Annotated in this window: 16 protein-coding genes and 2 pseudogenes; 8 read left to right on the top strand and 10 right to left on the bottom strand. The window is 68.2% G+C overall.

The features are described from left to right. Positions 1-155: 155 nt before the first annotated feature. Genes IT882_RS00175 through IT882_RS00190 form a run of 4 tightly spaced genes read right to left on the bottom strand, consistent with a single transcriptional unit; the run spans position 156 to position 4,975 of the window. A complete protein-coding gene (locus IT882_RS00175; protein ID WP_229382196.1) occupies positions 156-2,246 on the bottom strand; it encodes a bifunctional lysylphosphatidylglycerol flippase/synthetase MprF in 2,091 nt (696 codons plus the stop codon). Positions 2,247-2,261: 15 nt separating this feature from the next. Beyond that, complete coding sequence (locus IT882_RS00180; protein ID WP_195692667.1) at positions 2,262-2,933, bottom strand: HAD hydrolase-like protein; 672 nt, start codon at positions 2,931-2,933, stop codon at positions 2,262-2,264. Between the two features lie 52 nt (positions 2,934-2,985). After that, positions 2,986-3,681, bottom strand: a complete 696-nt coding sequence (nucS, locus tag IT882_RS00185) for an endonuclease NucS (protein ID WP_195692668.1) — start codon at positions 3,679-3,681, stop codon at positions 2,986-2,988. Between the two features lie 19 nt (positions 3,682-3,700). Further along, the gene (locus IT882_RS00190) at positions 3,701-4,975 is read right to left on the bottom strand and encodes an MFS transporter (protein WP_195692669.1); all 1,275 of its coding nucleotides are present in this window, start codon (positions 4,973-4,975) and stop codon (positions 3,701-3,703) included. Between the two features lie 79 nt (positions 4,976-5,054). Here IT882_RS00190 and IT882_RS17005 point away from each other — a divergent pair, with 79 nt between their 5' ends. The 8 genes and pseudogenes from IT882_RS17005 to mnhG all read left to right on the top strand — a co-directional run bounded on the left by IT882_RS17005 (position 5,055) and on the right by mnhG (position 12,442). Then, positions 5,055-5,741 carry a LacI family DNA-binding transcriptional regulator gene (locus tag IT882_RS17005; protein WP_324253903.1) on the top strand — a complete coding sequence of 229 codons (687 nt, stop codon included), beginning with the start codon at positions 5,055-5,057 and terminating at the stop codon, positions 5,739-5,741. Further along, positions 5,636-6,154, top strand: coding sequence for a substrate-binding domain-containing protein (locus tag IT882_RS17010; protein WP_324253953.1), 519 nt, complete (start codon positions 5,636-5,638; stop codon positions 6,152-6,154). Before IT882_RS17005 ends, IT882_RS17010 begins: the two co-directional genes overlap by 106 nt. Before the next feature lie 108 nt (positions 6,155-6,262). Further along, positions 6,263-9,180, top strand: a pseudogene (locus IT882_RS00200) (Na+/H+ antiporter subunit A). After that, positions 9,177-9,644 carry a Na(+)/H(+) antiporter subunit C gene (locus tag IT882_RS00205; protein ID WP_195692670.1) on the top strand — a complete coding sequence of 156 codons (468 nt, stop codon included), beginning with the start codon at positions 9,177-9,179 and terminating at the stop codon, positions 9,642-9,644. The pseudogene IT882_RS00200 and the gene IT882_RS00205 overlap by 4 nt, the downstream one beginning before the upstream one ends. Further along, positions 9,641-11,212, top strand: a complete 1,572-nt coding sequence (locus IT882_RS00210; RefSeq protein ID WP_195692671.1) for a Na+/H+ antiporter subunit D — start codon at positions 9,641-9,643, stop codon at positions 11,210-11,212. The genes IT882_RS00205 and IT882_RS00210 overlap by 4 nt, the downstream gene beginning before the upstream one ends. After that, positions 11,212-11,787, top strand: a complete 576-nt coding sequence (locus IT882_RS00215; protein WP_229382197.1) for a Na+/H+ antiporter subunit E — start codon at positions 11,212-11,214, stop codon at positions 11,785-11,787. The genes IT882_RS00210 and IT882_RS00215 overlap by 1 nt, the downstream gene beginning before the upstream one ends. Further along, a complete protein-coding gene (locus IT882_RS00220; RefSeq protein WP_195692672.1) occupies positions 11,787-12,059 on the top strand; it encodes a monovalent cation/H+ antiporter complex subunit F in 273 nt (90 codons plus the stop codon). The genes IT882_RS00215 and IT882_RS00220 overlap by 1 nt, the downstream gene beginning before the upstream one ends. Then, positions 12,056-12,442, top strand: coding sequence for a monovalent cation/H(+) antiporter subunit G (mnhG, locus tag IT882_RS00225; RefSeq protein ID WP_195692673.1), 387 nt, complete (start codon positions 12,056-12,058; stop codon positions 12,440-12,442). Before IT882_RS00220 ends, mnhG begins: the two co-directional genes overlap by 4 nt. Before the next feature lie 43 nt (positions 12,443-12,485). Here the strand turns inward: mnhG and IT882_RS00230 are convergent, their stop codons facing one another. From IT882_RS00230 to IT882_RS00255, 6 genes and pseudogenes are all read right to left on the bottom strand, one after another. Continuing rightward, positions 12,486-15,080, bottom strand: a complete 2,595-nt coding sequence (locus IT882_RS00230) for a penicillin acylase family protein (RefSeq protein ID WP_195692674.1) — start codon at positions 15,078-15,080, stop codon at positions 12,486-12,488. 93 nt (positions 15,081-15,173) lie between these two features. Then, a complete protein-coding gene (locus IT882_RS00235) occupies positions 15,174-16,985 on the bottom strand; it encodes a YhgE/Pip family protein (protein ID WP_195692675.1) in 1,812 nt (603 codons plus the stop codon). Then, a complete protein-coding gene (locus IT882_RS00240; protein WP_195692676.1) occupies positions 16,982-17,698 on the bottom strand; it encodes a hypothetical protein in 717 nt (238 codons plus the stop codon). Before IT882_RS00240 ends, IT882_RS00235 begins: the two co-directional genes overlap by 4 nt. Next, positions 17,688-18,329: a TetR/AcrR family transcriptional regulator gene (locus IT882_RS00245; RefSeq protein WP_195692677.1), complete on the bottom strand. Its 642-nt coding sequence runs from the start codon at positions 18,327-18,329 to the stop codon at positions 17,688-17,690. Before IT882_RS00245 ends, IT882_RS00240 begins: the two co-directional genes overlap by 11 nt. Before the next feature lie 81 nt (positions 18,330-18,410). Beyond that, positions 18,411-19,852: pseudogene (argG, locus tag IT882_RS00250) on the bottom strand (argininosuccinate synthase). Between the two features lie 11 nt (positions 19,853-19,863). Beyond that, on the bottom strand, positions 19,864-20,604 hold the full coding sequence (locus IT882_RS00255) for a Pr6Pr family membrane protein (protein ID WP_195692678.1): 741 nt from the start codon (positions 20,602-20,604) through the stop codon (positions 19,864-19,866). Positions 20,605-20,675: the final 71 nt, after the last annotated feature.

Consider the following 20,675-nt stretch of genomic DNA (forward strand, 5'->3'; position numbering starts at 1 on the left):
CGGCTCAGTACCGACGACGCACGTGTGTCGATAGAGTGTGGCTCGTCGCGCTTCTGGCGCGATCTATCCGGGGGGATCCGTCGACGCCCGGGTCTAGAGCGTTGCTCGGCCCGGGTGTTCGATGGCGCTGTATTCGACGGGCGGGTAGCGCGCGGTCAGGTCCGTCCGCTCTGGAGGAGCTCTCGACTGGAGCCCGCGAGTTGACGCAGCGATGCGTCCGGGAGGAACGCCCGGGTCAGCGCCATGCCGATCCGAGGCAGATCCGCTTCGTCGCGGTACAGCAGGTACAGCGACTCGTAGCGGGGGTGGAACTTCTCTTTGAAGCGGTGCAGCGACCGGAATCCGTACACCGGCTCCAGCATGTCGGCGAGCCGCTCGGTGACATCCGCAATGATGCCCGCGTCGGCCGGGTAATCGTGCGTCAGGGGAGCCCCCGACAGCGACATCGTCCGTGCTCCTTCGTCGGCGAAGAATCGCGCGGACGATCCGATCAAGAACTCCATCACCGGCCCGAAGCCGCCCTCACGGCGACGCATGAGGTCGAGGGTCCATCCCTCGATGCGGCCCTCGGCATACACCGGCAGCCACGAGAGGAACCCGTCGACATCGCCGTGGGGTGAGATCGCGAGAGCGAGCCGCACTTCCGGGTCGGCCGCCTCATGCAGGGTGCCGAGGGTGAAGCCCATCTCGGGCAGCCCTTTGTCGCCGACCCACATGTCTGAGATGGCGCGCAGCTGCTGCTGGATGCCCCAGGGCTCATCCGCCAGACGCGTCATCCGGAACGTCATCTCTTCGCGCCCGGCGCGGTTCAGCGACGTTCGCACCGGAGCCCACCGCTTGCCGGTGAACTCGAGGCCCTCGAGATCGACGATGGTGTCGTCGGCGACGATGAGGTTGCGCCAGCCCTCCGGCGCGACAGCGCGGGTGGCTTCATCCGCCGAGAAGAAGCACGGGATGAGGCCCGCCGTCTCGGCCATCGTGACGAACTCATGCACCGATTCGGCGCGGCTCTCGGGCGGTCCGAGGGGGTCGGCGAGAACGAGAGCGACGCCGGAGCGGCGCTGGTAGGCGACGATTCCCGAACTGGTCCGGGCGTAGGACAGACCCTCCCACGTTGTCATCCACGAGAGGGTGCCGCCGCCGGACGCGTGCAGCATCTGGCGAACATCCCCGACCGTCGGGGTGGGGCTCACACCGAGTGTGGCGCGGCGTCGCCCGCGGAAAGCGCCGCGTACCCACGCGAGATAGACCAGCAGGATCGCCCACAACACCGCCGTCGCGACAGTGACGGACGGGTCGCCGTCCCAGGTGAGATCGGCGGCGGGGAGCGCGACGTAGAGGGCGACCACCAGGATGCCGAGGACCACGTTGATGCTGGCAAGGATGAGGGCGATCACCCACGCCCAGCGGCGTCCGCGCAGAAGACCGCGGGCTACCAGAAGCAGGATGACGACATCGATCGCGGTGTCGATCCATGACCCGCCGCCGAGTGCGGTGCGACCGAACGGACCGTCGGTGGGGACGATCGAGGTGAGAGTCTCGATTGCTGCCAGCGCGAGGACGGCGACCAGGGCGACGAAACGCTGCTCCTGCACGCTGACACGGCGGATCCGCAGCGGCCGCGCCACCACCAGAACGAGGAGGATCGCGAGGGCGTGCTCGACGTCTGCCAGCGATCCCCAGTAGAGCAGGGCGACCGCCGCGCCACCGAGCAGCACCAACCATGCGCGCGAGCGCCACGGCGAGGGCAGCAGGCTGGCCGCCGCGGCCAGGCAGGCCATGGTCCCCCCGGAGGGACCGACATCGAGGGCGAGAGCCTCGCGCTGCGCCCAGGGCCAGGGCGTGAAGGCCAGGATCCAGAGGACCAGGGCGCTGGCGAAGATGGCGAACAGCTGGCCGACCGTGTAGTACGCCAGCGCGACGCGGCTCCCGCGGCGCCACTCGAGGTACCCCATGCCGACGAAGCTCACGATCGTGATGACGTACACCCACGGATGCACGACGAAGAACGTTCCGGTGACCGGTGTCCACCACCGTCCCTCCAGGAACGCCGGCAGGCCGTACGCGACCTCGGCGAAGAGCGGACTGTGCCTGAACGAGCTCCACAGGCCCTGCCAGATGACCCCCACGGCCAGGAGCACGAGCACGAAGACGATCGTCGCCGGCATCCGCGTCACGACGGTGCGGATGCCGGTTCCCAGCGCGGAGCGCGGGCGGGGATCTGTCGCTGCGGTGTCGGTCATCATCGGCCTCCTGCGCACCTATTCTGTCGGGGTCAGCAGCAATCCGCGCAGCGACGCGACGTCATCGACGGTCGCCTGGGCACCCTCGGACTCGTGCGGCCAGCTGAATCCCCACCGCACGAAGATCACAGGGACGTCATTGACGGCACCGCCATCGACATCGTGGTGCCGATCACCGATCAGCACGGGTCGCGACGTGTCGACGCCGACGGCACGCAGTCGTCGCAGCGCCTCGGCGACGATGTCGGCCTTCGCGCTGAGAGTCCGCTCGTCGGGAGTGGCGCCCGTGATCACGCGCAGATGAGGGGTCAGCGCGAAGTGCTCCATGAGGGCGATGACCTGGTTCTCGGGCTTGGAGCTGGCGGTCGCCTGCGGGACGCCGGCGCGATCGAGCTCGGCGATGAGCTCGCCGATGCCCTCGAACAGCCGTGCACCCGTCGTATACCCATCGGCCTTGCTGAGGGCCCGGTAGTACGCCACGGCCTCCGTAGACTGCTCGGGCGTCATGCCGAGGTTGACCTGGAACGACTCGAACATGGGCGGTCCGATCCAGTGGACGAGTTCCGCCCGCGTCGGCGCCGGGTATCCGAAGTGCTCGAGGGTTGTCGTCAGTCGGCGGAGGATGCCGTCCGAGGCGTCGACGACGGTGCCGTCAACGTCCCACAGCACGCAGGTCCAGGGTGATCGCATGACTCCACGCTAGGGGAACCCAGCGGAAGCGTCCGTGGCGCGCGGGCGCCGACTAGAACAGTCGCGGTGCGCCGGACTCGATCCCCTTCATGCCGTCGTAGTCCAGGGTGACGCACCGGATGCCGCGGTCTGTGGCCAGGACGCGAGCCTGCGGCTTGATCTCCTGGGCGGCGAAGACTCCCGTCACCGGCGCGAGATGAGGATCGCGCCCGAGCAGCTCCAGATACCGGGTGAGCTGCTCAACGCCGTCGATGTCGCCGCGCCGCTTGACCTCGACGGCAATGGTCCCGCCGTCGGGGTTGCGCAGGAGGAGGTCGACCGGGCCGATGGCGGTCGGGTACTCGCGCCGGACGAGGCTCAGCCCGTCGCCGATGACGTCCACCTGCTCGGCCAGGAGCCGTTGCAGGTCGGCCTCCACGCCGTCCTTCACCAGGCCCGGGTCGATACCGAGTTCGTGCGTCGAATCGTGGATCACCTCGTAGATCCTGACGAGCAGCGCGTCACCTGACTTCGCGTGGGTCACGCGCCACTGCTCGATGACGCCGACATCGGCGGCCTCGGCATCCGGGGTCTCGACGACCAGGGAACATGGCGGACTCATCCAGTTCAGCGGCTTGTAGGAGCCACCGTCCGAATGCACGAGCAGCGACCCGTCGCCTTTGTGCACCAGGAGCCTGGTCGCCAGCGCGAGATGCGCGTTGAGTCGGCCGGTGTAATCGACGGTGCAGCGGGCGATGACAAGACGCACCCGTCGAGCCTAACGGGCCTTACTCAGGCCTGGCGTCAGCAGGCTGCGCGGGGGGCTTGTCGCCGGCGCTGCCTGCTGCCGGCACCGGGAGCGGCTTGGCGGCACCCGACGCGAGGCCCGAGGCGATGGCCAGCGCGACCAGGATGTAGAGCGTGTTGAGCACGCCGATGTGGAAGCTGATGAACCCGAGGATCGGGGGGCCACACAGGAAGGCGACGTAGCCGATGGTCGCAGCCGCGCTCACTCGTGCCGCGGCCCGGGCGGGGTCGTCCGCGGCCGCCGACATCCCGAGCGGGAAGCCGAGGGAGGTGCCGGCGCCCCACAGCGCCGCCCCGACGAAGACCATCGGGATGTTCGGCGCGAGGATGAACAGCAAGAGCCCGGATGCCGCGAGCACCGACAGCACGCGCAGGGTCGCAACGCGGCCGAAGCGGTCGACCAAGGGGCCGCCGAACACGCGCACGACCGTCATGCTGACCGAGAAGATCGCGAGGCCGATCGCTCCCAGCGCCTCGCCGGCGCCGTGGCCGTCCACGATGCCCAGAGCCAACCAGTCGTTGGCGCCGCCCTCGGCAAAGGCCATCCCGAGCATGATGATCCCGAGCGTGTAGGTACGGGGTTCCTTCCACGCTGACAGCGCGACGCTGAGGCGTTCACGCAGGCGCGGCTTCTCGGTCGGCGCGGGGTCGGCATCGGGGTCCATCGCGATCTCTCGCGCCGGCACGTTCGCGCTTGCCCACAGGCCGGTCAAGACCAGCAGGCCGGCGATGACGGCGGTGTGCGCGAGGACGTTGGAGTTCAATGCGATCGCGAGAGCTCCGAGACCGGCGCCGGCGACGGTGCCGAAGCTGAAGAACGCGTGGAACAGGGGAAGGATCGTCTTGCCGATCGTCTTCTCGATCGCGGCGCCCTCGACGTTCATCATGACGTCGACGGATCCGTTGCCCAGGCCGAACAGCGCGAGACCGACGACGACGAGGACGTACGAGTTCGCGACGTCGACACCGATTCCTACGAGCGCGACTCCCACCGAGAAGGTGAGGATGGCGCCGAGCATGCCTCGGCGCGCGCCGAAGCGGGCGAGCACGACGGAGGCGAGGGACAGGCCGATGATCGATGCCAGGCCCGCGCCCAGCAGCATGAAGCCGATCTGAATGTTGTCAACGCCCAGCGTCGCCTTGATCGCCGGGACGCGGGCGGCCCACGTCGCCACGCTGAGGCCGCTCAGGAAGAAGATCGTGAAGATCGCCGTGCGCCACCGGACGATCTGAGCGCGAGAAAGAGCGGTATCCACCGCAGGAGTCTATCGAATCGTTTCGATCAGCACGATCTCCGGATGCCGCGCCCGCCCCAACCAGTACCATCGAGGCACCATGAGCGAGCGCAGGGCAACGATCACGGACGTCGCGCGCGAAGCCGGAGTCTCCCCCTCCACGGCGTCCGTCGTGTTCAGCGGCAACGCTCCAGCTTCCGCCGAGACGCGGCGACGTGTCCTGGCGGCTGCCGAGGCGCTGGGATACACCGGCCCCGACCCTCGCGCCGCCTCGCTGCGTCGCGGCCGATCCGGCATCGTTGGCGTGGTCTTCGGCGGCTCGCTGCGCGCCGCCTTTCACGATCCCGTGACGATCGCCATGATGGACGGCATCGCCGAAGGTGTCGCGCCCCTTCGCGCCGCGCTTCTGCTGCTGCCCGACGAGACGTCGTCCCCGGCGCCCGCATCCGCCGCCGATGACGACAGCAGCGTGACCGGCGTCGCCACGGAGGTGCCGTCGACGATGACGTCGGCTCCCATCGATGCGGCAGTACTGGTCGGCTTCGGCCAGACGCGGCAGCCCTCCCTTGACGTCCTGAGTGCGCGCCGCGTACCCGTCGTGATCATCGAGGGGATGCCGGCCCCGACATCCCGCGGATCGAACTCGACAACAGCGCGGCCCAGCACCGCGCGGCCAGCTACCTGCGGGAGTTTGGACACGAGCGCGTCACGCTGCTCACACTCCCGATCCGTCCCGGGCGCGCGCGGGGATGGTTCGGCCACGCCGATGCCGTCGAGGTGGATGTGACCGCGGCGCGGCTGGCTGGTGCCCGGGCGGTCTACCCCGACGCCCCGGCGTATGCGGCCGTGACCAGTTCGATCGACGAAGGGTTGATCTCGGGCCGCGAGATTCTCGCCGGACCCGACCGCCCCACGGCGGTGATCGCCCAGACTGACCTGCTTGCTGCCGGCGTGATTCGCGCGGCAGAAGAGTGCGGCCTCCGCGTGCCCGAGGACCTCAGCGTCACCGGCTTTGACGGGGTCGAGGTCGACGGCCTGGATGCGTACGAGCTGACGACCCTCGTACAGCCCGCCGTCGAGAAGGGGCGCGCTGCCGGTGCCGCGGTCGTGGCGATGCTCGCCGGCGAGGATGCGGCATCCGTCACCTTCACCTGCTCGTTCCGCACCGGCACCACGGCGGGGCCGGTTCCGCCGGCCTAAAGACGCGGCCACGGGCCGGGGCGGATCAGTGCCCGGATAGAATGGTCTCCACACCCTGATCGCCCGATCCCGCAGCATCGACGGGACGACGACCACGAGGAGGCCGCCATGCTCCTCGTTCTCGTGGCGTTCACGCTGGGATCACTGGTCCTGCCGGTTCTCGTGCGGGCGTGGGGTCCGCGGGCATTCTTCTTCGCCGCCGCGGTCTCGTTCGGGGCTTTCGTCTACACCGCTGCGCTGTCGCCCCGGGTGCTCGCCGGTGAGATCCCGTTCGAGTCGTTCACGTGGATCGGCCCCCTCGACATCGAGCTGTCGATGCGGATGGACACGCTGTCGTGGGTGCTCGCGCTGATCGTCACCGGCGTTGGCGCCCTGGTGCTGCTCTACTGCCGCTGGTACTTCGACGGCAAGAAGGATCTCGGACAGTTCGCCGCCGTGCTCCTCGCCTTCGCGGGGCGATGTACGGCCTCGTCCTCACCGACGATGTCGTCGTGCTCGTGATGTTCTGGGAAGTCACGAGCGTTCTGTCGTATCTGCTGATCGGTCACTACAACCGGCGCGCTCCCAGCCGACGGGCAGCCCTGCAGGCGCTCCTCGTGACGACACTCGGCGGGCTCGTGATGCTCATCGGCGTCGTGCTGATCGTGGTGCAGGCGGGCACCTCCAGCCTTTCCGAGATTCTCGCCGACCCTCCCGTCAGTCCCGTCGCGACGGCGGCGATCGTGCTGCTGTTGGTGGGCGCGCTCAGCAAGTCGGCGATCTTCCCGTTCCACTTCTGGCTTCCCGGCGCGATGGCTGCACCGACGCCGGTGTCGGCGTACCTGCACGCGGCGGCGATGGTCAAGGCGGGCATCTACCTGGTGGCGGTGTTGGCTCCGGTCTTCGCCGAGAACCCCGCGTGGCATCCCATCGTGATCGGCCTCGGTGGCTTCACGATGCTTCTCGGCGGATGGCAGGCCCTCCGTGAGACAGATCTCAAGCGGCTCCTGGCCTACGGCACCGTCAGTCAGCTCGGCTTTCTCATGGTCGTGCTCGGCTACGGCACGCAGGATGCCGCACTGGCCGGGCTTGCGCTGCTGCTCAGTCACGCCCTCTTCAAGTCCGCGCTGTTCCTGATCGTCGGCATCATCGACCATCAGCTGTCCACCCGCGATCTTCGCGAGATCAGCGGACTCGGACGGCAGGCCCCTCTTCTGGCCACAGCGGCGATCGTGTCGATCGCGTCGATGGTCGGCATCATCCCCACGATCGGGTTCGTGGCGAAGGAGGGCGCGCTGGCGGCACTCCTTGATGAGGCGCTCGGCGGCTCGGTGTGGGGCATGATCGCGCTCCTGGCGGTCGTCCTCGGCTCGGTCTTGACCGCCGGCTACGGCATCCGGTTCGTCTGGGGCGCCTTCTGGACCAAGCGCGACGCCGCCGCCGTCTCGTGGCCCGCGCCGTCCGCGGGTTTCCTGTCGGCTCCCGTCATCCTGGCCGTCCTCACCCTCGCGGGCGGGTTCGCCGCATCTCTCCTCGATGTCGCGTTCGCACCGTACGCGCAGCTCGCACCCCCCGCGACCCCGGGCGTCCCCGTTCCCGAGTACCCCGCCTACCTCGCGCTCTGGCACGGCTTCGAACCGGCCCTGTGGATCTCGCTCGGCACGATTGCGCTCGGCATCGTCGTGTTCGTGGTGACGGCGCGGGGTGTCGGTCGCACGCGTGTGCTCCCCTTCACGGCGGTGGACGCCTACAACGCGTCGCTGCGCACGATCGAGCGGCTCTCGGTGCTGACGACGACGCTCGTGCAGCGCGGCTCCCTGCCGGTCTACGTTGCGACGATCTTCCTCGTGCTCGTGGCCGGCGAGGGCACGGCCCTGCTCGCGTCATCCGACTGGCATGCAGATCTGGATGCCTTCCACACGCCCGTGCAGCTGGCCGTCGCCCCGGTCATGATCGCCGCGGGAGTGATCGCCGTTCGCGCCCGCAAGCGCTACACCGGCGTCGTGCTGGTTTCAGTCACCGGACTGGGCATGGTCGTGTTGTTCGCGACCAGCGGCGCGCCCGACCTCGCGCTCACTCAGATCCTCGTCGAGACCGTCACGCTGGTCGCATTCGCACTTGTGCTGCGCCGCATCCCGTCGCGCCTGGGTGCCCACAACGGCTCGGCCTTCGCCGTGGGACGAGCTGTGCTCGCCGTCCTCGTCGGGATCACGATGGCCGGGGTCGTCATCGTGGCAACCGGAGCCCGCGTCGACCTGCCGATCTCTCTTGCCTTCCCCGACCTGGCCTACGAAATCGGTCACGGCAAGAACGTCGTCAACGTCGCCCTGGTCGATCTGCGCGGCTGGGACACGATGGGTGAGCTCTCGGTGGTCGTGCTCGCCGCGACCGGGGTCGCGTCCCTCGTGTTCGTCACCAACCGCTCCGAGACGCTGCCGCAGATCACGGCGCCGATCATCCAGCGCGCTCAGCGCGCGGTGCGTCGCCGGTCGCCGGTGGCGGAGACGGATGCCGAGGGCCCGACCGGCCGCACCGCGTGGCTTGTCGCCGGCCAGCGGGTGCGTCCCGAGAACCGCTCCATCCTGCTGGAGATCGTGGTGCGGATCCTCTTCCACTCGATCATCATCGTGTCGCTGTACCTCCTGTTCGCTGGGCACAATCTTCCCGGCGGAGGATTCGCCGCGGGCCTCGTTGCGGGGATGGCTTTGGTGATGCGCTACATCGCCGGAGGTCGCTACGAACTCGGGGCAGCCGCTCCGACCGACGCGGGACGTTTTCTCGGGATCGGCATGGGGATCGCCGTGGCCTGCGCCATCATCCCGTTGGTCTTCGGCGCAGAGCCGCTGACCCGCGCGATCTTCGAGGCCGAGGTGCCCGTGCTCGGACACATCGAGTTCGTGACCTCGACGATCTTCGACGTCGGTGTGTATCTCGTGGTCATCGGGCTGGTGCTCGATGTGCTGCGGAGCCTGGGTGCGGAGGTCGACCGTCAGGCGAATGCTGCCGTGAACGCGGTAGCGGCACGGGCGGAGGTGGGCGGCTCGTGAACGTCTCGGTTGTCCTCATCGTGATCATGGCGGTCCTTTTCGCCGCCGGCGTGTACGCGATGCTCGAACGCAGCCTCACCCGGGTGCTCATCGGGTTCCTGCTGCTGGGCAACGCGGCCAACCTGCTGTTGTTGATCGTGATGGGCCGTCCCGGGATCGCGCCGTTCTACGGTGACGGCGATCCCCAGGAGATGTCGGACCCGCTGCCGCAGGCACTGACCTTGACCGCGATCGTGATCACCTTCGCCATCTCGGCCTTCCTGCTGGCGCTGATCTACCGGTCTTGGCAACTGGGTCAGGCCGACACCTTCGACGAAGACGAGGCCGATGTCGCGCTGCGTGAGCGCGGCATGCGAACCGATGAGGAGATGGATCAGGAGATCGAACCCGAAGACGACGACGTCACCAGCGACTTCCTCGCCTCCGAGGCCGCCGACGATCGGACGGAGGGTGCCGGCTCATGACCGCTCTCGTTCCGCTTCTGGTCACCCTGCCGCTGCTGGGCGCTGCCATCGCGCTCATTGCCGGACGCCACCGCCGGTTCCAGGTCGGGGTGTCGGTGGTCACCCTCGTCCTGACCCTCGCGATCGCGACAGTGCTGCTGGTCGCCGTCGACTCCTCGAACCTGCCGTTCGCCGTGTCGGTGGGAGGCTGGCCCGTCCCGTTCGGCATCGTCCTCTACGTCGATCGCCTCGCGGCGCTGCTGGTCATGGTCTCGAGCGTCGTGCTGCTGGCCGTCTTGCTGTTCTCCATCGGACAGGGAGCTGCCGACGGCGACGACGACACTCCGGTCTCGATCTTCCACCCGACCTATCTGATCCTCGCGGCGGGCATCTTCGTCGCCTTCACCGCCGGGGACCTGTTCAACCTCTACGTCGGCTTCGAGATTCTGCTCGTCGCGTCATACGTGCTCATCACCCTCGGTAACAGCGAGCAGCGCATCCGGGCGGGCATTACCTACATCGTCGTCTCCCTCGTCTCGTCGATCCTGTTCCTCGCGGCGATCGCAATGATCTACGGCGCGACCGGCACGGTCAACATGGTCCAGCTCGCTGACCGGATGACGCAGCTGCCGCAGGAAACGCAGTACGTCCTCCACGTCATGCTGCTGCTCGCCTTCGCGATCAAAGCGGCGGTCTTCCCCGTCTCGTTCTGGCTGCCCGACTCGTATCCCACCGCGCCGGCTCCCGTGACGGCGGTGTTCGCTGGTCTGCTGACGAAGGTCGGTGTCTACGCGATCCTGCGCACCGAGACCCAGATCTTCCTCGAGAACGACCTCAACACGATCCTGCTCATCGCCGCGCTAGCCACGATGGTCATCGGCATCCTGGGCGCCGTCGCGCAAGCCGAGCTCAAACGGATCCTGTCGTTCACCCTCGTCAGCCACGTCGGGTACATGATCTTCGGCATCGCAATCGCGACCCCCGCCGCGATCGGCGCGACGATCTACTACATGGTCCACCACATCGTGGTGCAGACAACCCTCTTCCTGGCGGTGGGGCTGGTCGAGCGCCGCGCCGGCAGCACCTCGATCCTCAAGGTCAAGGGGCTCATGCGCGCGGCCCCCGTCATCGCGCTGCTGTACTTCATCCCCGCCGTGAACCTCGGCGGCCTCCCGCCGTTCTCGGGCTTCATCGGCAAGTACGCGCTGTTCGATGCGGGCGCCGCCGTCGGCACGCCGCTGATGATGACGCTCATCGTCGCTGGCATCGCCACGAGCCTGCTCACCCTCTACGCCCTGATGCGAGCCTGGAACCTGTCGTTCTGGCGCGAGGAGGATGACTCGACCGAGACCGAGCAGCGCACGGCCTACCTGCAGGCCGCTCCCGCAGCCGCGACTGTCACCGAACGTCGCGTGATCCCCAGGATCATGACGGCGGCGACGGCGGGGATGGTCGCGGTCAGTGTCGCGCTGACCATCTTCGCGGGGCCGCTATACGAGGTCTGCGCGCGTGTGGGCGGGGCGCTGCTGGAACCCATCACCGTCGTCCAGCTGGATGAGTCGGTCGACATGAGCGGGGAGGTGCAGTAGTGCCGAATCGAGGACCCGCGGGGGTCGGCTTCTTCACGGGCATCTGGCGGCAGCTTCCCGTGCTGCTGTGGCTGACCGTGTTGTGGATGCTGCTGTGGGGACAGTTCACGGTGCTCGCCTTTGTCACCGGTGTCATTGCGGCCATCGTCGTCACCACCGTTTTCTATCTGCCGGTGGTCGAACTCTCGGGCCGGCTGAACCCCTGGTATGCGCTCGTGTTCGTCGCCACGTTCCTCGCCGGGCTCGTGCGCGGTTCGCTGACGGTTGCCTGGCAGGTGCTCGACCTGCGCAGACAGCCCGGTGCCGCCGTGATCGGCGTGCAGTTGCATACCGATGACGACCTGTTGATGGCCCATACGGCGATCACCTGCTCGCTGATTCCCGGGTCACTCGTTCTGGATGCCGACCGCGATCGCCGCATCCTGTACCTCCACGTCATCGGCGTCCGAAACGAGAAGGACATCGAGGCTCACCGTCGCGAGACGCTCACGTGGGAGGCGCGGCTGACCCGGGCGTTCGGGTCGCGCGAGCAGCTGCAGCGGCTGCGGCGGGCCCAGAAAGCGGAGGTGTCGTGATGATCTCGACGATTCTGATCATCGCCATCTACGTCGCGTTCACGGCAGCGGCGCTCATCACGCTCTGGCGCATCGTCGTCGGCCCCTCGATCCTCGACCGCGCTGTCGCCTCCGATGTGCTGCTGACCGAGATCGTCTGCGTCCTCGGCGCCGACATGGTGATCGGTCACCACACCCGCACCCTGCCCGTGCTCTTGATCATCGCCGCGGTCGGCATCTTCGGATCGATCGCCATCGCCCGGTTCGTCGCGCGAAAGGATGTGACGAAATGACCGATGCCCAGATCGCGGCCCTCCTCGATGGCACGGCTCTCGTGCTGATCCTCATCGGTGCGCTGCTGTGCGTGACCGCGGCGATCGGACTCGTGCGGTTCCGCGATGTGCCGAGCCGCCTGCACGCGGCGACCAAGCCTCAGGTGCTCGGCGTCATTCTGGTCTGTATCGCGATCGCTCTCGCGCAGCGCAGTTGGGCGGTTGTGGCCTTCATCGTGCCGATCATTCTGATCCAGCTCGCGGCATCGCCGCTGGCGGCGCAGATGGTCGGCCGCCAGGCGTACCGCAACCGCACGATGGACGTCGACGATCTCGTGGTCGACGAACTCGCCGACGCCGAGATCGAGACCTCCCGGCCCGAGACCGGCGCCGACCCCGGCTGAGGCTCAGCTCGTTCGGCTGAGGCTCAGTTGGCCGGTTCGAGGGTCAGTTCGCCGGTTCGAGAGTCAGGGTGTTCGCGGTGGCGGCGGTCACGGCATCCGGAGAGAAGGCCCACGGCGTGAGCTCGACTGCCTGCCACGTCGCCGTCTGGTCGATGTAGTTCTCGTGGAAGGCGTGACCGCTGGCTCCGGTCAGATGATTCCAGCCGGATGCATCGAAGTCGCTCAGGTCGACGACCATGCGCATGGAGGGCACCGTGGTCGTCGCGAAGCCGCCACCGAGCGGCCAGCCTGTCGCGTTGACCACCGACGAGCCGCCGCCGACGGGGAACGGGCCACGGTTGAAGAGTGCCTCGATCGGCGCGATGCCCGACGTGCCGAATGTCTCATGGGTCAGCGTGATCGCGTGCAAGGTTCCCCACCGCCACTGGAGCGGATTGGATCCCTGCGCGGTCGTGAGGATCTCGGTGGCGCTGCGCGCGCTCTCTGCCAGCATCTCGCGCTGGCCCGACATACCGAGCTCGGTGTTCGTCCACCAGGGCGACTCCGGATCTGCCAGCAGGTTCTGCACCACGAGGAACTGCCGCGACTGGCTGGTCAGGGGCGCCGGTGTCGAGCGTCCGCGGGTAAACAGGTTCTGCGCCAGCTCGTCCCACACGACGTTCGCGAAGGCGGCAGCCGAGGACTCGGCGTCGTTTTGCGCATCCCACTGACGCAGCAGGTCGAGGGCGGCATCCGTCGCTTCGTCGCCCGTCCGCAGGTCCTCAAACACGGTGATGAGGGTCTTGCCGATCTCGGACTGGTTGTCGGCCTGGATTCCGCGCATCACCTCCGCCGTCACGGGTCCCTCGGCGATCGCGCGCTGCAGCAGGTCATCGATGCGCGCCGCGCGCCACCCGTAGTCCCAGTCGCGCGTGAGGAAGTAGGGGTAGTTCTGGTCGACGATCGCGTTGTTCGCGGTCACGATGTAGCCCTCGTCGGGGTTGTAGGAAACCGGCAGATCGGCGAACGGGATGTAGCCCTGCCAGTCGTAGGCGGAGTCCCACCCGGGCTGCGGCATCGATCCGTCGCCGGCACCGCGAATCGGAAGCTGACCGGGCGTCTGGTAGCCGATGTTTCCGGTGACGTCGGCGTAGATGAGGTTCTGCGCGGGCACGACGAACTTCTCGGCCGCGGCGCGGAAGCCGGTGAAGTCGGTCGCGGTATTGAGCTGGAAGATCGCTGACGCGGTAGTTCCCGGCTGCAGTGCCGTCCACTGGATGCTGACCGCGGTCTCGCCCTCGGGTTCAGCCGTGGGCGCAACGGTGGCTCCGGCCGTACCGACAACAGGGTCGGCGGCGATCGCGTCGAAGTCCGCCGTCAACCCGGAAATGATCGGGCCGTGGACCGTCGAGCGGATCGTGAGCTCGACATCCTCGCCTCCGGCGACCGTGAGCGTCTCGGTGCGGGTCTCGAGGTCGACGAGCTGACCATCGCGCCAGTACTGGTCGCCGTCGAGCTTCTCGATGTACAGGTCCACGACATCGGTCGTGAGGTTGGTGAAACCCCAGGCGATCGAGGCGTTGTGGCCGATGATGACTCCCGGCACGCCCGAGAAGCCGAAGCCGGCGACATCGAAGGGGCAGGTTTCGCTCAGGGCAGCGCACCGCAGACCCGACTGGTACCAGACGCTGGGCAGGGATGCGCCCAGGTGCGGGTCGTTGGCAAGCAGCGGCATCCCGGTGTCGGTGTAGTCGCCCGCGACCACCCACGAGTTCGATCCGATGCCCTCGCCCGCGTCGCCGATCAGCGCCGAGACCGCGCTCACGACATCGGCGACCTCGGTCCAGCGGATGCCGGCGGCCGCGGCATCCGGGGTCTCTGTCGCGGCGGGAACGTCGGTGATTTCGGGCACGATCACCGGGTTCTCGTCGAACGGATACGGCGGATACAGCTCGAGGAGCTGCTCGTCGGTGTAGGCGGTGGCCAGCAGCGCGCGCTCGGTTTCGGTCTCGATATTCGATCTCAGGTCCCAGGCCATCGCCTTCAGCCAGGCGACCGAGTCGGCAGGCGTCCACGGCTCGATCTCGTAGTCGCCGTTCTGGAGGCCGAGGACCGCGTACTCCAGGGAGACGTCTGCGCCGTCGTGGTCGGCGAGGTACGCGTTCACGCCTTCCGCGTAGGCCTGATAGTACGAGCGAGTGGTCTCATCGAGCGCTTCCACTTCCTGCTCGGCGATCGCGCGCCATCCGAGGGTCCGCAGGAAGGCGTCGGTGCCCAGCTGAGACGCGCCGAACAACTCCGAGAGGCGGCCACTGGTCACATGGCGGCGGAAGTCCATCTCCCAGAACCGGTCTTGCGCGTGCACGTACCCCTGCGCGAAGAACAGGTCGTCGGTGGAGCTGGCGGTGATCGTCGGGATGCCGAGTTCGGAGCGTTGCACGATGACCGTGCCGGACAGACCATCCAGCGCGACGGTTCCCTCGGTCTGGGGGAACGAGCGATTGACGAACCAAACGCCGACGCCCGCGGCGATCAGCGCGAGCACGACGACCCCCACGAGGACGCTGTAGGAGATGAGGCCGATTCGGCGGCCGAGGCGCGGGCGCGTCGGTGCGTCGTCGGCAGTGTCGCCGGTGACGGCGGCTGTGGTCTTCGACATTGAAGCCTCTCGGGTAGGCCGGATAGACGCCGTCCCAACCGATTTGGGATCCGGTGTCAGACGGTCATCCTAGCTGGCTCGCCGCCAGCCACGTCAGCCGATGAGGCTGGGCTGGAGGTCGCGGAGGGTGCGGCCGTGGGTCATCCGTGAGACGCCGATTGCAGCCAAAGCGAGACCGCCCAGGAGCCATACGGCCAGGACGCCGAGGTCGGTGCCGACGCGGGTGAGGTCGCCGCCGTACATGAGCTGACGCATGCCGTCGACGACATATCCCATCGGCAGGATGTGGTGCAGCCAGGTCAGCGGCTCGGGCAGCGTCTGCCAGGGGAAGGTACCGCCCGCGGTCACCAGCTGCAGGACCATGAGGACAAGGCCGAGGAACTGGCCGACCGAACCCAGCCAGACGTTCAGGGCCAGGATGATCGCCGCATAGGTCAGCGAGGCGAAGACCATCACTCCGAGCGTTGCCAGCGGATGCGAGAACGTGAACCCGAGAGCCGCGGCGAGGATGCCGAACAGGGCGAGCATCTGCAGACCGCCGAGCAAGCCGGGGGTGAGCCATCCGGCCAGCGTCACGCGGACCGGAGAGTGCAGCGCCGTGACGGCGCGCCGGGAGATGGGCTTCACGATCAGGAAGAGCGCGTAGATCCCGATCCAGCCGGCCAGCGCGGCGAAGAAGGGGGCCAGCCCCGCGCCGTAGTCTCCCGCCGCCGCGACCTTGCCGGTCTCGACCGCGACCGGGTCGGCGATCGTCTGGGCCTGCGCGTCACGGAGGGCGGCATCCGTGTCGGGGATCTGCGCCACGCCGGAAGCGAGCCCGTCTCGGAGCGTTGCCGCACCCTGATCGAGCTGTGTGAGCCCGTCGGCGAGAGTGTGTGAGGCGGCGTCGAGTTGGGCTCCGCCGCCCGCGGCATCCTGCAGGCCGGCCGAGAGCTGCTGGGCGCCGGTGGCCACCTGCGCGGCGCCGCCGGCGAGGGCGTCGACGGATGACACCGCGCTCTGGACCCGGGCGTTGGCGGTGCGGACGGCGCCGGCCAACGGGTCCAGCCGCGCGAGAATAGCGTCGATCTCAGCGGGATCGAGCCCTTGCGCGGTCAGTGCATCGATGATGTCTTGTCGCACAGCAGGAATCTCGTTGACTGCTTGTTGGCTGGCCGCGCTCGCCTGATCGGCGTAGCCCGACAGGGTCGCTGTCCCGCTGGCGACCTGGGCAGCGCCGTCGGCGAGCCGCGGGGCAGCATCGGAGAGCTGGGTCAGTCCCGCCGAGAGCTGTGCGGCTCCGTCAGCCAGGCGCGTCGAACCGTCGGATGCCTGGGCCGTGCCGTCGGTGAGCTGGGTCGCGCCGGTGACGGCGTCCACGAGGTTCGCGCGGATCTCGGAGATTCCCGTGAGCAGGCGCGACGCGGCCTCCTCACCCACCAGCTGCGCGACCGACGTACGGATCCTCTCGATGGCCTGGTCACCGATCGTGGAGGCGAGGTAATTGTTGGCATCGTTGGTCTCGAGCGACAGGGTGGCCTGGTGCGGGTCGGTGCCTGAGATCGACACGAGAGCCGTCGAGAAGTCTGCCGGGATCGTGACGATGAAATCCACGGAACCCTGCGTGAGAGCTTTCTCGGCGGCATCCGCGTCGAGCGCGTGCCAGTCGAAGCTGCCGTCGGCGAGGAGGTTCGTGGAGACCTCATCACCGTAGTTCACCTGCGAACCGTCGCTGTCGGCGCCGGTGTCTTGGTTCACGAGGGCGACGGGCACCTCGCTGAGCCGGCCATACGGGTCCTGATTCGCCCACAGATAGACGCCGCCGTAGAGCACGGGCACGAGCATGAGTGCCAACAGCGCGATGACCGACATCCGCGTCGCGGTGAGTCGCCGCAGTTCCGCAGCGATCATGGCGGGAACCTTCATGGCTGGACCTCCTCCTCGCGCGTATCGGTGGCGGTGTCGGTTTCGGTGTCGGTGTCGGTGTCGGTTTCGGTTTCGGTGGTCAGGATGTCGCCGAGATCGGGCGGGCCGAGCTCCGCGCGGGGCGCGATATCGGCCAGGACGGCACCGGATGCTGCACCCGCGATGACCAGGACGCTGGTGCCGCGCTCGGCGAACCCTGCGGCGATCTGCCACCAGCGCTCGGGGTGCCCGCCGTGGCGGTCGGGGGAGACGAGCACGAGTCCCTCGACGTCCGGGCGCAGGATCGCCAGTTCCATGAGGAGTCGAATCCGATCCGCGGGTGCAACATCCGCGATCGGGCGGCGCGCGAGGGATGCCGCGTCGTGCGAGGTGAGCCAGCGCTTCACGGCGCGGGGCGAGGCGGGGCGACCGGCGAACATGAGTTCCTCCGCGACGATCCCCGCCACCGTGACGTTGGGCGCGGGGTCGCTGACCTCGGGTGCGTCAACGAGTGCGACCCGACGCCGCAGGGCAGCGCGGTCGGGAACGCCGTCGATGCGGACAGTGCCGGTGTCGGGGGTCATGCGTCCGGCCGCAATGAGCCCCAGCACGGTGGGGCGCTGCTCGGTCTCGGCGACCGCCAGCCGGGCGAGGCTGTTGCCATAGGTGAGGCTCAGGTGGGGGAGGGCGATGCCGCGGCGGCCTTTGCTGATATCGGAGAGTTCAACGTGCATCAGGTACCTCCGCGGCTTCGTCGTGGCTGTGCCCGCTCGCGAGCCGGTCGTCGACCTCGCGCCACGACAGCCCCGCGATGCTCAGGACAGCTCGCACGGGCAGGTCGGCAGCGACCGCCGAATCCCGTTCGTCCCACCGGATGATGAGGGTGCGGGCGGTCTCTTCGATCAGGCGGGTCAGGGCTGCGGTGCTCATGTCCTGGCGCATCCGTCCCGCGCGCTGCCCGGCGTCGACGACCTCGGAGAGGCGCGCCCGGAGCGGAGCAAGGGACGCGGCAGTCAGGGTGAGGTAGCGCTCTTCGAGGGCGATGGTCGCTGACGCGTGCACGAGGGATGCTTCGTGCCACAGGCGCGTGGTGAGCTCCGTCAGTTCGTCGAGTGGGTCTGCGCGGACCACGCCCTCGGCGATGGCGTTGAAACGCTCGGCGCCGCGCTCGATCACCGCGCGGACGAGGGCGTCGCGGTCGGCGAAGTGGCCGTAGAGTGCGCGCCTGGTGAGCCCCGCGGCGCGAGCGATCGTTGCGAGCGAGGCGCGAGGGTCGTGGGCGAGTTCGCGCTGCGCGCACGCGAGGAGCTCGTCGCGATTGCGCACCGCATCACGCCGCGTCGGGCGCACGCCGGTTGTCGTCATCTGCCCATGATCGCAGAAAGTGCACACAGGTGTGCACTTTTACGGGCGGATGCTCAGCAACCGCCCGGGACGCCGCCAGGCTCAGTCGGCGCCGAAGTCGAACGCGGCAGCCTCGCCTGCCGCATCCGTCGCCTCGGCCAGTTCCTCGCGGTCGTGGTCGTAGGGCGCGGCGTGTTCGGTGATCTCGTCGGCTTCGCCTCGCTTAAGCGTGCCGATCAGTTCGCCGGTGGGCCCGCCGAGCAGCCCCATCTCGGCGTACTGCTCGAGCCGGGTGCGGGAATCGGCGATGTCGAGGTTGCGCATTGTCAGCTGACCGATCCGGTCGATGGGCCCGAAGGCCGCGTCGCCGACCCGCTCCATCGAGAGCTTCTCGGGCCCGTAGGACATGACTGGCGCCGTCGTGTCGAGCACCGTGTAGTCCTCGCCGCGGCGCAGTCGCAGCGTGACGGTTCCCGTGATCGTCGTGCCGACCCACTTCTGGATCGACTCGCGCAGCATGATCGACTGCGGTTCGAGCCACCGGCCCTCATACATCAGGCGGCCGAGGCGCCGACCCTGCTCGTGATAGGTCGCGAGAGTGTCTTCATTGAGAATCGCGTTGACGAGGCGCTCGTACGCGATGAACAGCAGCGCCATGCCCGGGGCCTCGTAGATGCCACGGGACTTCGCCTCGATGATGCGGTTCTCGATCTGGTCGCTCATCCCGAGGCCATGGCGTCCGCCGATTCGGTTCGCCTCGAAGACGAGTTCGACTGGATCGGAGTACTCGGTGCCGTTGAGAGCGACAGGACGTCCGCGATCGAAGGTGACCGTGACATCCTCGGTCGCGATCTCGACCTCCGGATCCCAGAAGCGCACGCCCATGATGGGCTCGACCGTCTCGAGCGAGACGTCGAGGTGCTCGAGCGTCTTCGCCTCGTGCGTCGCGCCCCAGATGTTGGCATCCGTCGAATAGGCCTTCTCAGCCGCGTCGCGGTAGGGGAAATCGTGGGCGACGAGCCACTCGCTCATCTCTTTGCGCCCGCCGAGCTCGCGCACGAAGTCGGCATCCAGCCACGGCTTGTAGATGCGCAGCGCGGGGTTGGCGAGCAGCCCGTAGCGGTAGAACCGCTCGATGTCGTTGCCCTTATAGGTCGAGCCGTCTCCCCAGATGTCGACGCCGTCTTCCTTCATGGCGCGCACGAGCAGGGTTCCGGTGACCGCACGGCCGAGCGGGGTCGTGTTGAAGTAGGTGCGTCCGCCCGAGCGGATGTGGAAGGCGCCGCAGGAGAGGGCGGCAAAGCCCTCGTCTACGAGGGCGGTCTTGCAGTCGATCAGCCTCGATACCTCGGCGCCGTAGGTCAGAGCGCGACCGGGGATCGAGGCGATGTCGTCCTCGTCAGGCTGGCCGAGATCCCCCGTATAGGTGCAGGGAACGGCACCCTTGTCACGCATCCACGCGACGGCGACGGAGGTGTCCAGACCCCCGAGAAGGCGATGCCGATGCGCTCGCCGATGGGCAGGGATTGGAGGACCTTCGACATAGGACCTCAGTCTACTGAGCGGGGCCGGGCGCCTCCGCGCTACTGAGCCGGCCCGATGCCTCCGCGGGGTCGGCGCCGCGACGGCGACCCACCCAGATCACGCCGGCTGCCAGAACCAGGATGCCGGCGGCGATCCCGATGACGTACAGCGCGACACCGCCATAGCCCCAGGGCTGGATGTTGGGGTTCAGGAACGGGTAGGGATACCACCACGGGGTCCCGGTGCGGAAGTCGGTGATCAGCGGCCCGCGCACGAGCGTGTAGACCACCCACACGATCGGGAAAGCGATGACCGTCCACAGTGCACGCCAGGGCAGACGACGGCGCAGCGGGCCGAGCACCACGTCGAGCAGGAGAAACAGGGGAGCCCAGACGTGCAGGATCTCGTTCGACCAGGGCACTGTCGAGCCCTGCGGGAGCGGGATGTTTCGAAGCAGCGTGTTGTAGACGATGCCGGTGATGAGCATGTAGGTCGACACGGCAGCCAGCAGCGACGCGAACCACGCGGGGTCGACACGCGTGCCCCGCCAGATCAGAATCGCCCCGATCGTCAGCGCGATCGCGGCGCCGACGTTCGAGAGAATCGTGAAGAAGCTGAAGAAATCGATGGCGGTCGGTCCCAGCGGCCAGCCGTTCTCGGCCGATCTACTGAGCGTGCGCACGAGTTGGCCGATGATGGCTGCCACTCCGGCGGCGGCGGCGAGCAGGCGCAGGGCGGCCCAGGTCTGCGCCCAGGCCCGCGAGGTCAGCATGTGCTCACGATATCCAGTGCGACCGCGGAAGCACTCTCGGGCTGGAACGCGACGCGCCGATAGACTCGAGA

Origin of the sequence: Microbacterium schleiferi (assembly GCF_015565955.1) — a bacterium.
GTDB lineage: Bacteria > Actinomycetota > Actinomycetes > Actinomycetales > Microbacteriaceae > Microbacterium > Microbacterium schleiferi_A.

Coding starts and splice junctions, on each gene's coding strand:
- IT882_RS00175 (WP_229382196.1), bottom strand. CDS start 2,246: ATGATGACCGACACCGCAGCGACAGATCCCCGCCCGCGCTCCGCGCTG.
- IT882_RS00180 (WP_195692667.1), bottom strand. CDS start 2,933: ATGCGATCACCCTGGACCTGCGTGCTGTGGGACGTTGACGGCACCGTC.
- IT882_RS17005 (WP_324253903.1), top strand. CDS start 5,055: ATGAGCGAGCGCAGGGCAACGATCACGGACGTCGCGCGCGAAGCCGGA.
- IT882_RS00210 (WP_195692671.1), top strand. CDS start 9,641: ATGACCGCTCTCGTTCCGCTTCTGGTCACCCTGCCGCTGCTGGGCGCT.
- IT882_RS00220 (WP_195692672.1), top strand. CDS start 11,787: ATGATCTCGACGATTCTGATCATCGCCATCTACGTCGCGTTCACGGCA.
- mnhG (WP_195692673.1), top strand. CDS start 12,056: ATGACCGATGCCCAGATCGCGGCCCTCCTCGATGGCACGGCTCTCGTG.
- IT882_RS00230 (WP_195692674.1), bottom strand. CDS start 15,080: ATGTCGAAGACCACAGCCGCCGTCACCGGCGACACTGCCGACGACGCA.
- IT882_RS00235 (WP_195692675.1), bottom strand. CDS start 16,985: ATGAAGGTTCCCGCCATGATCGCTGCGGAACTGCGGCGACTCACCGCG.
- IT882_RS00240 (WP_195692676.1), bottom strand. CDS start 17,698: ATGCACGTTGAACTCTCCGATATCAGCAAAGGCCGCCGCGGCATCGCC.
- IT882_RS00245 (WP_195692677.1), bottom strand. CDS start 18,329: ATGACGACAACCGGCGTGCGCCCGACGCGGCGTGATGCGGTGCGCAAT.
- IT882_RS00255 (WP_195692678.1), bottom strand. CDS start 20,604: ATGCTGACCTCGCGGGCCTGGGCGCAGACCTGGGCCGCCCTGCGCCTG.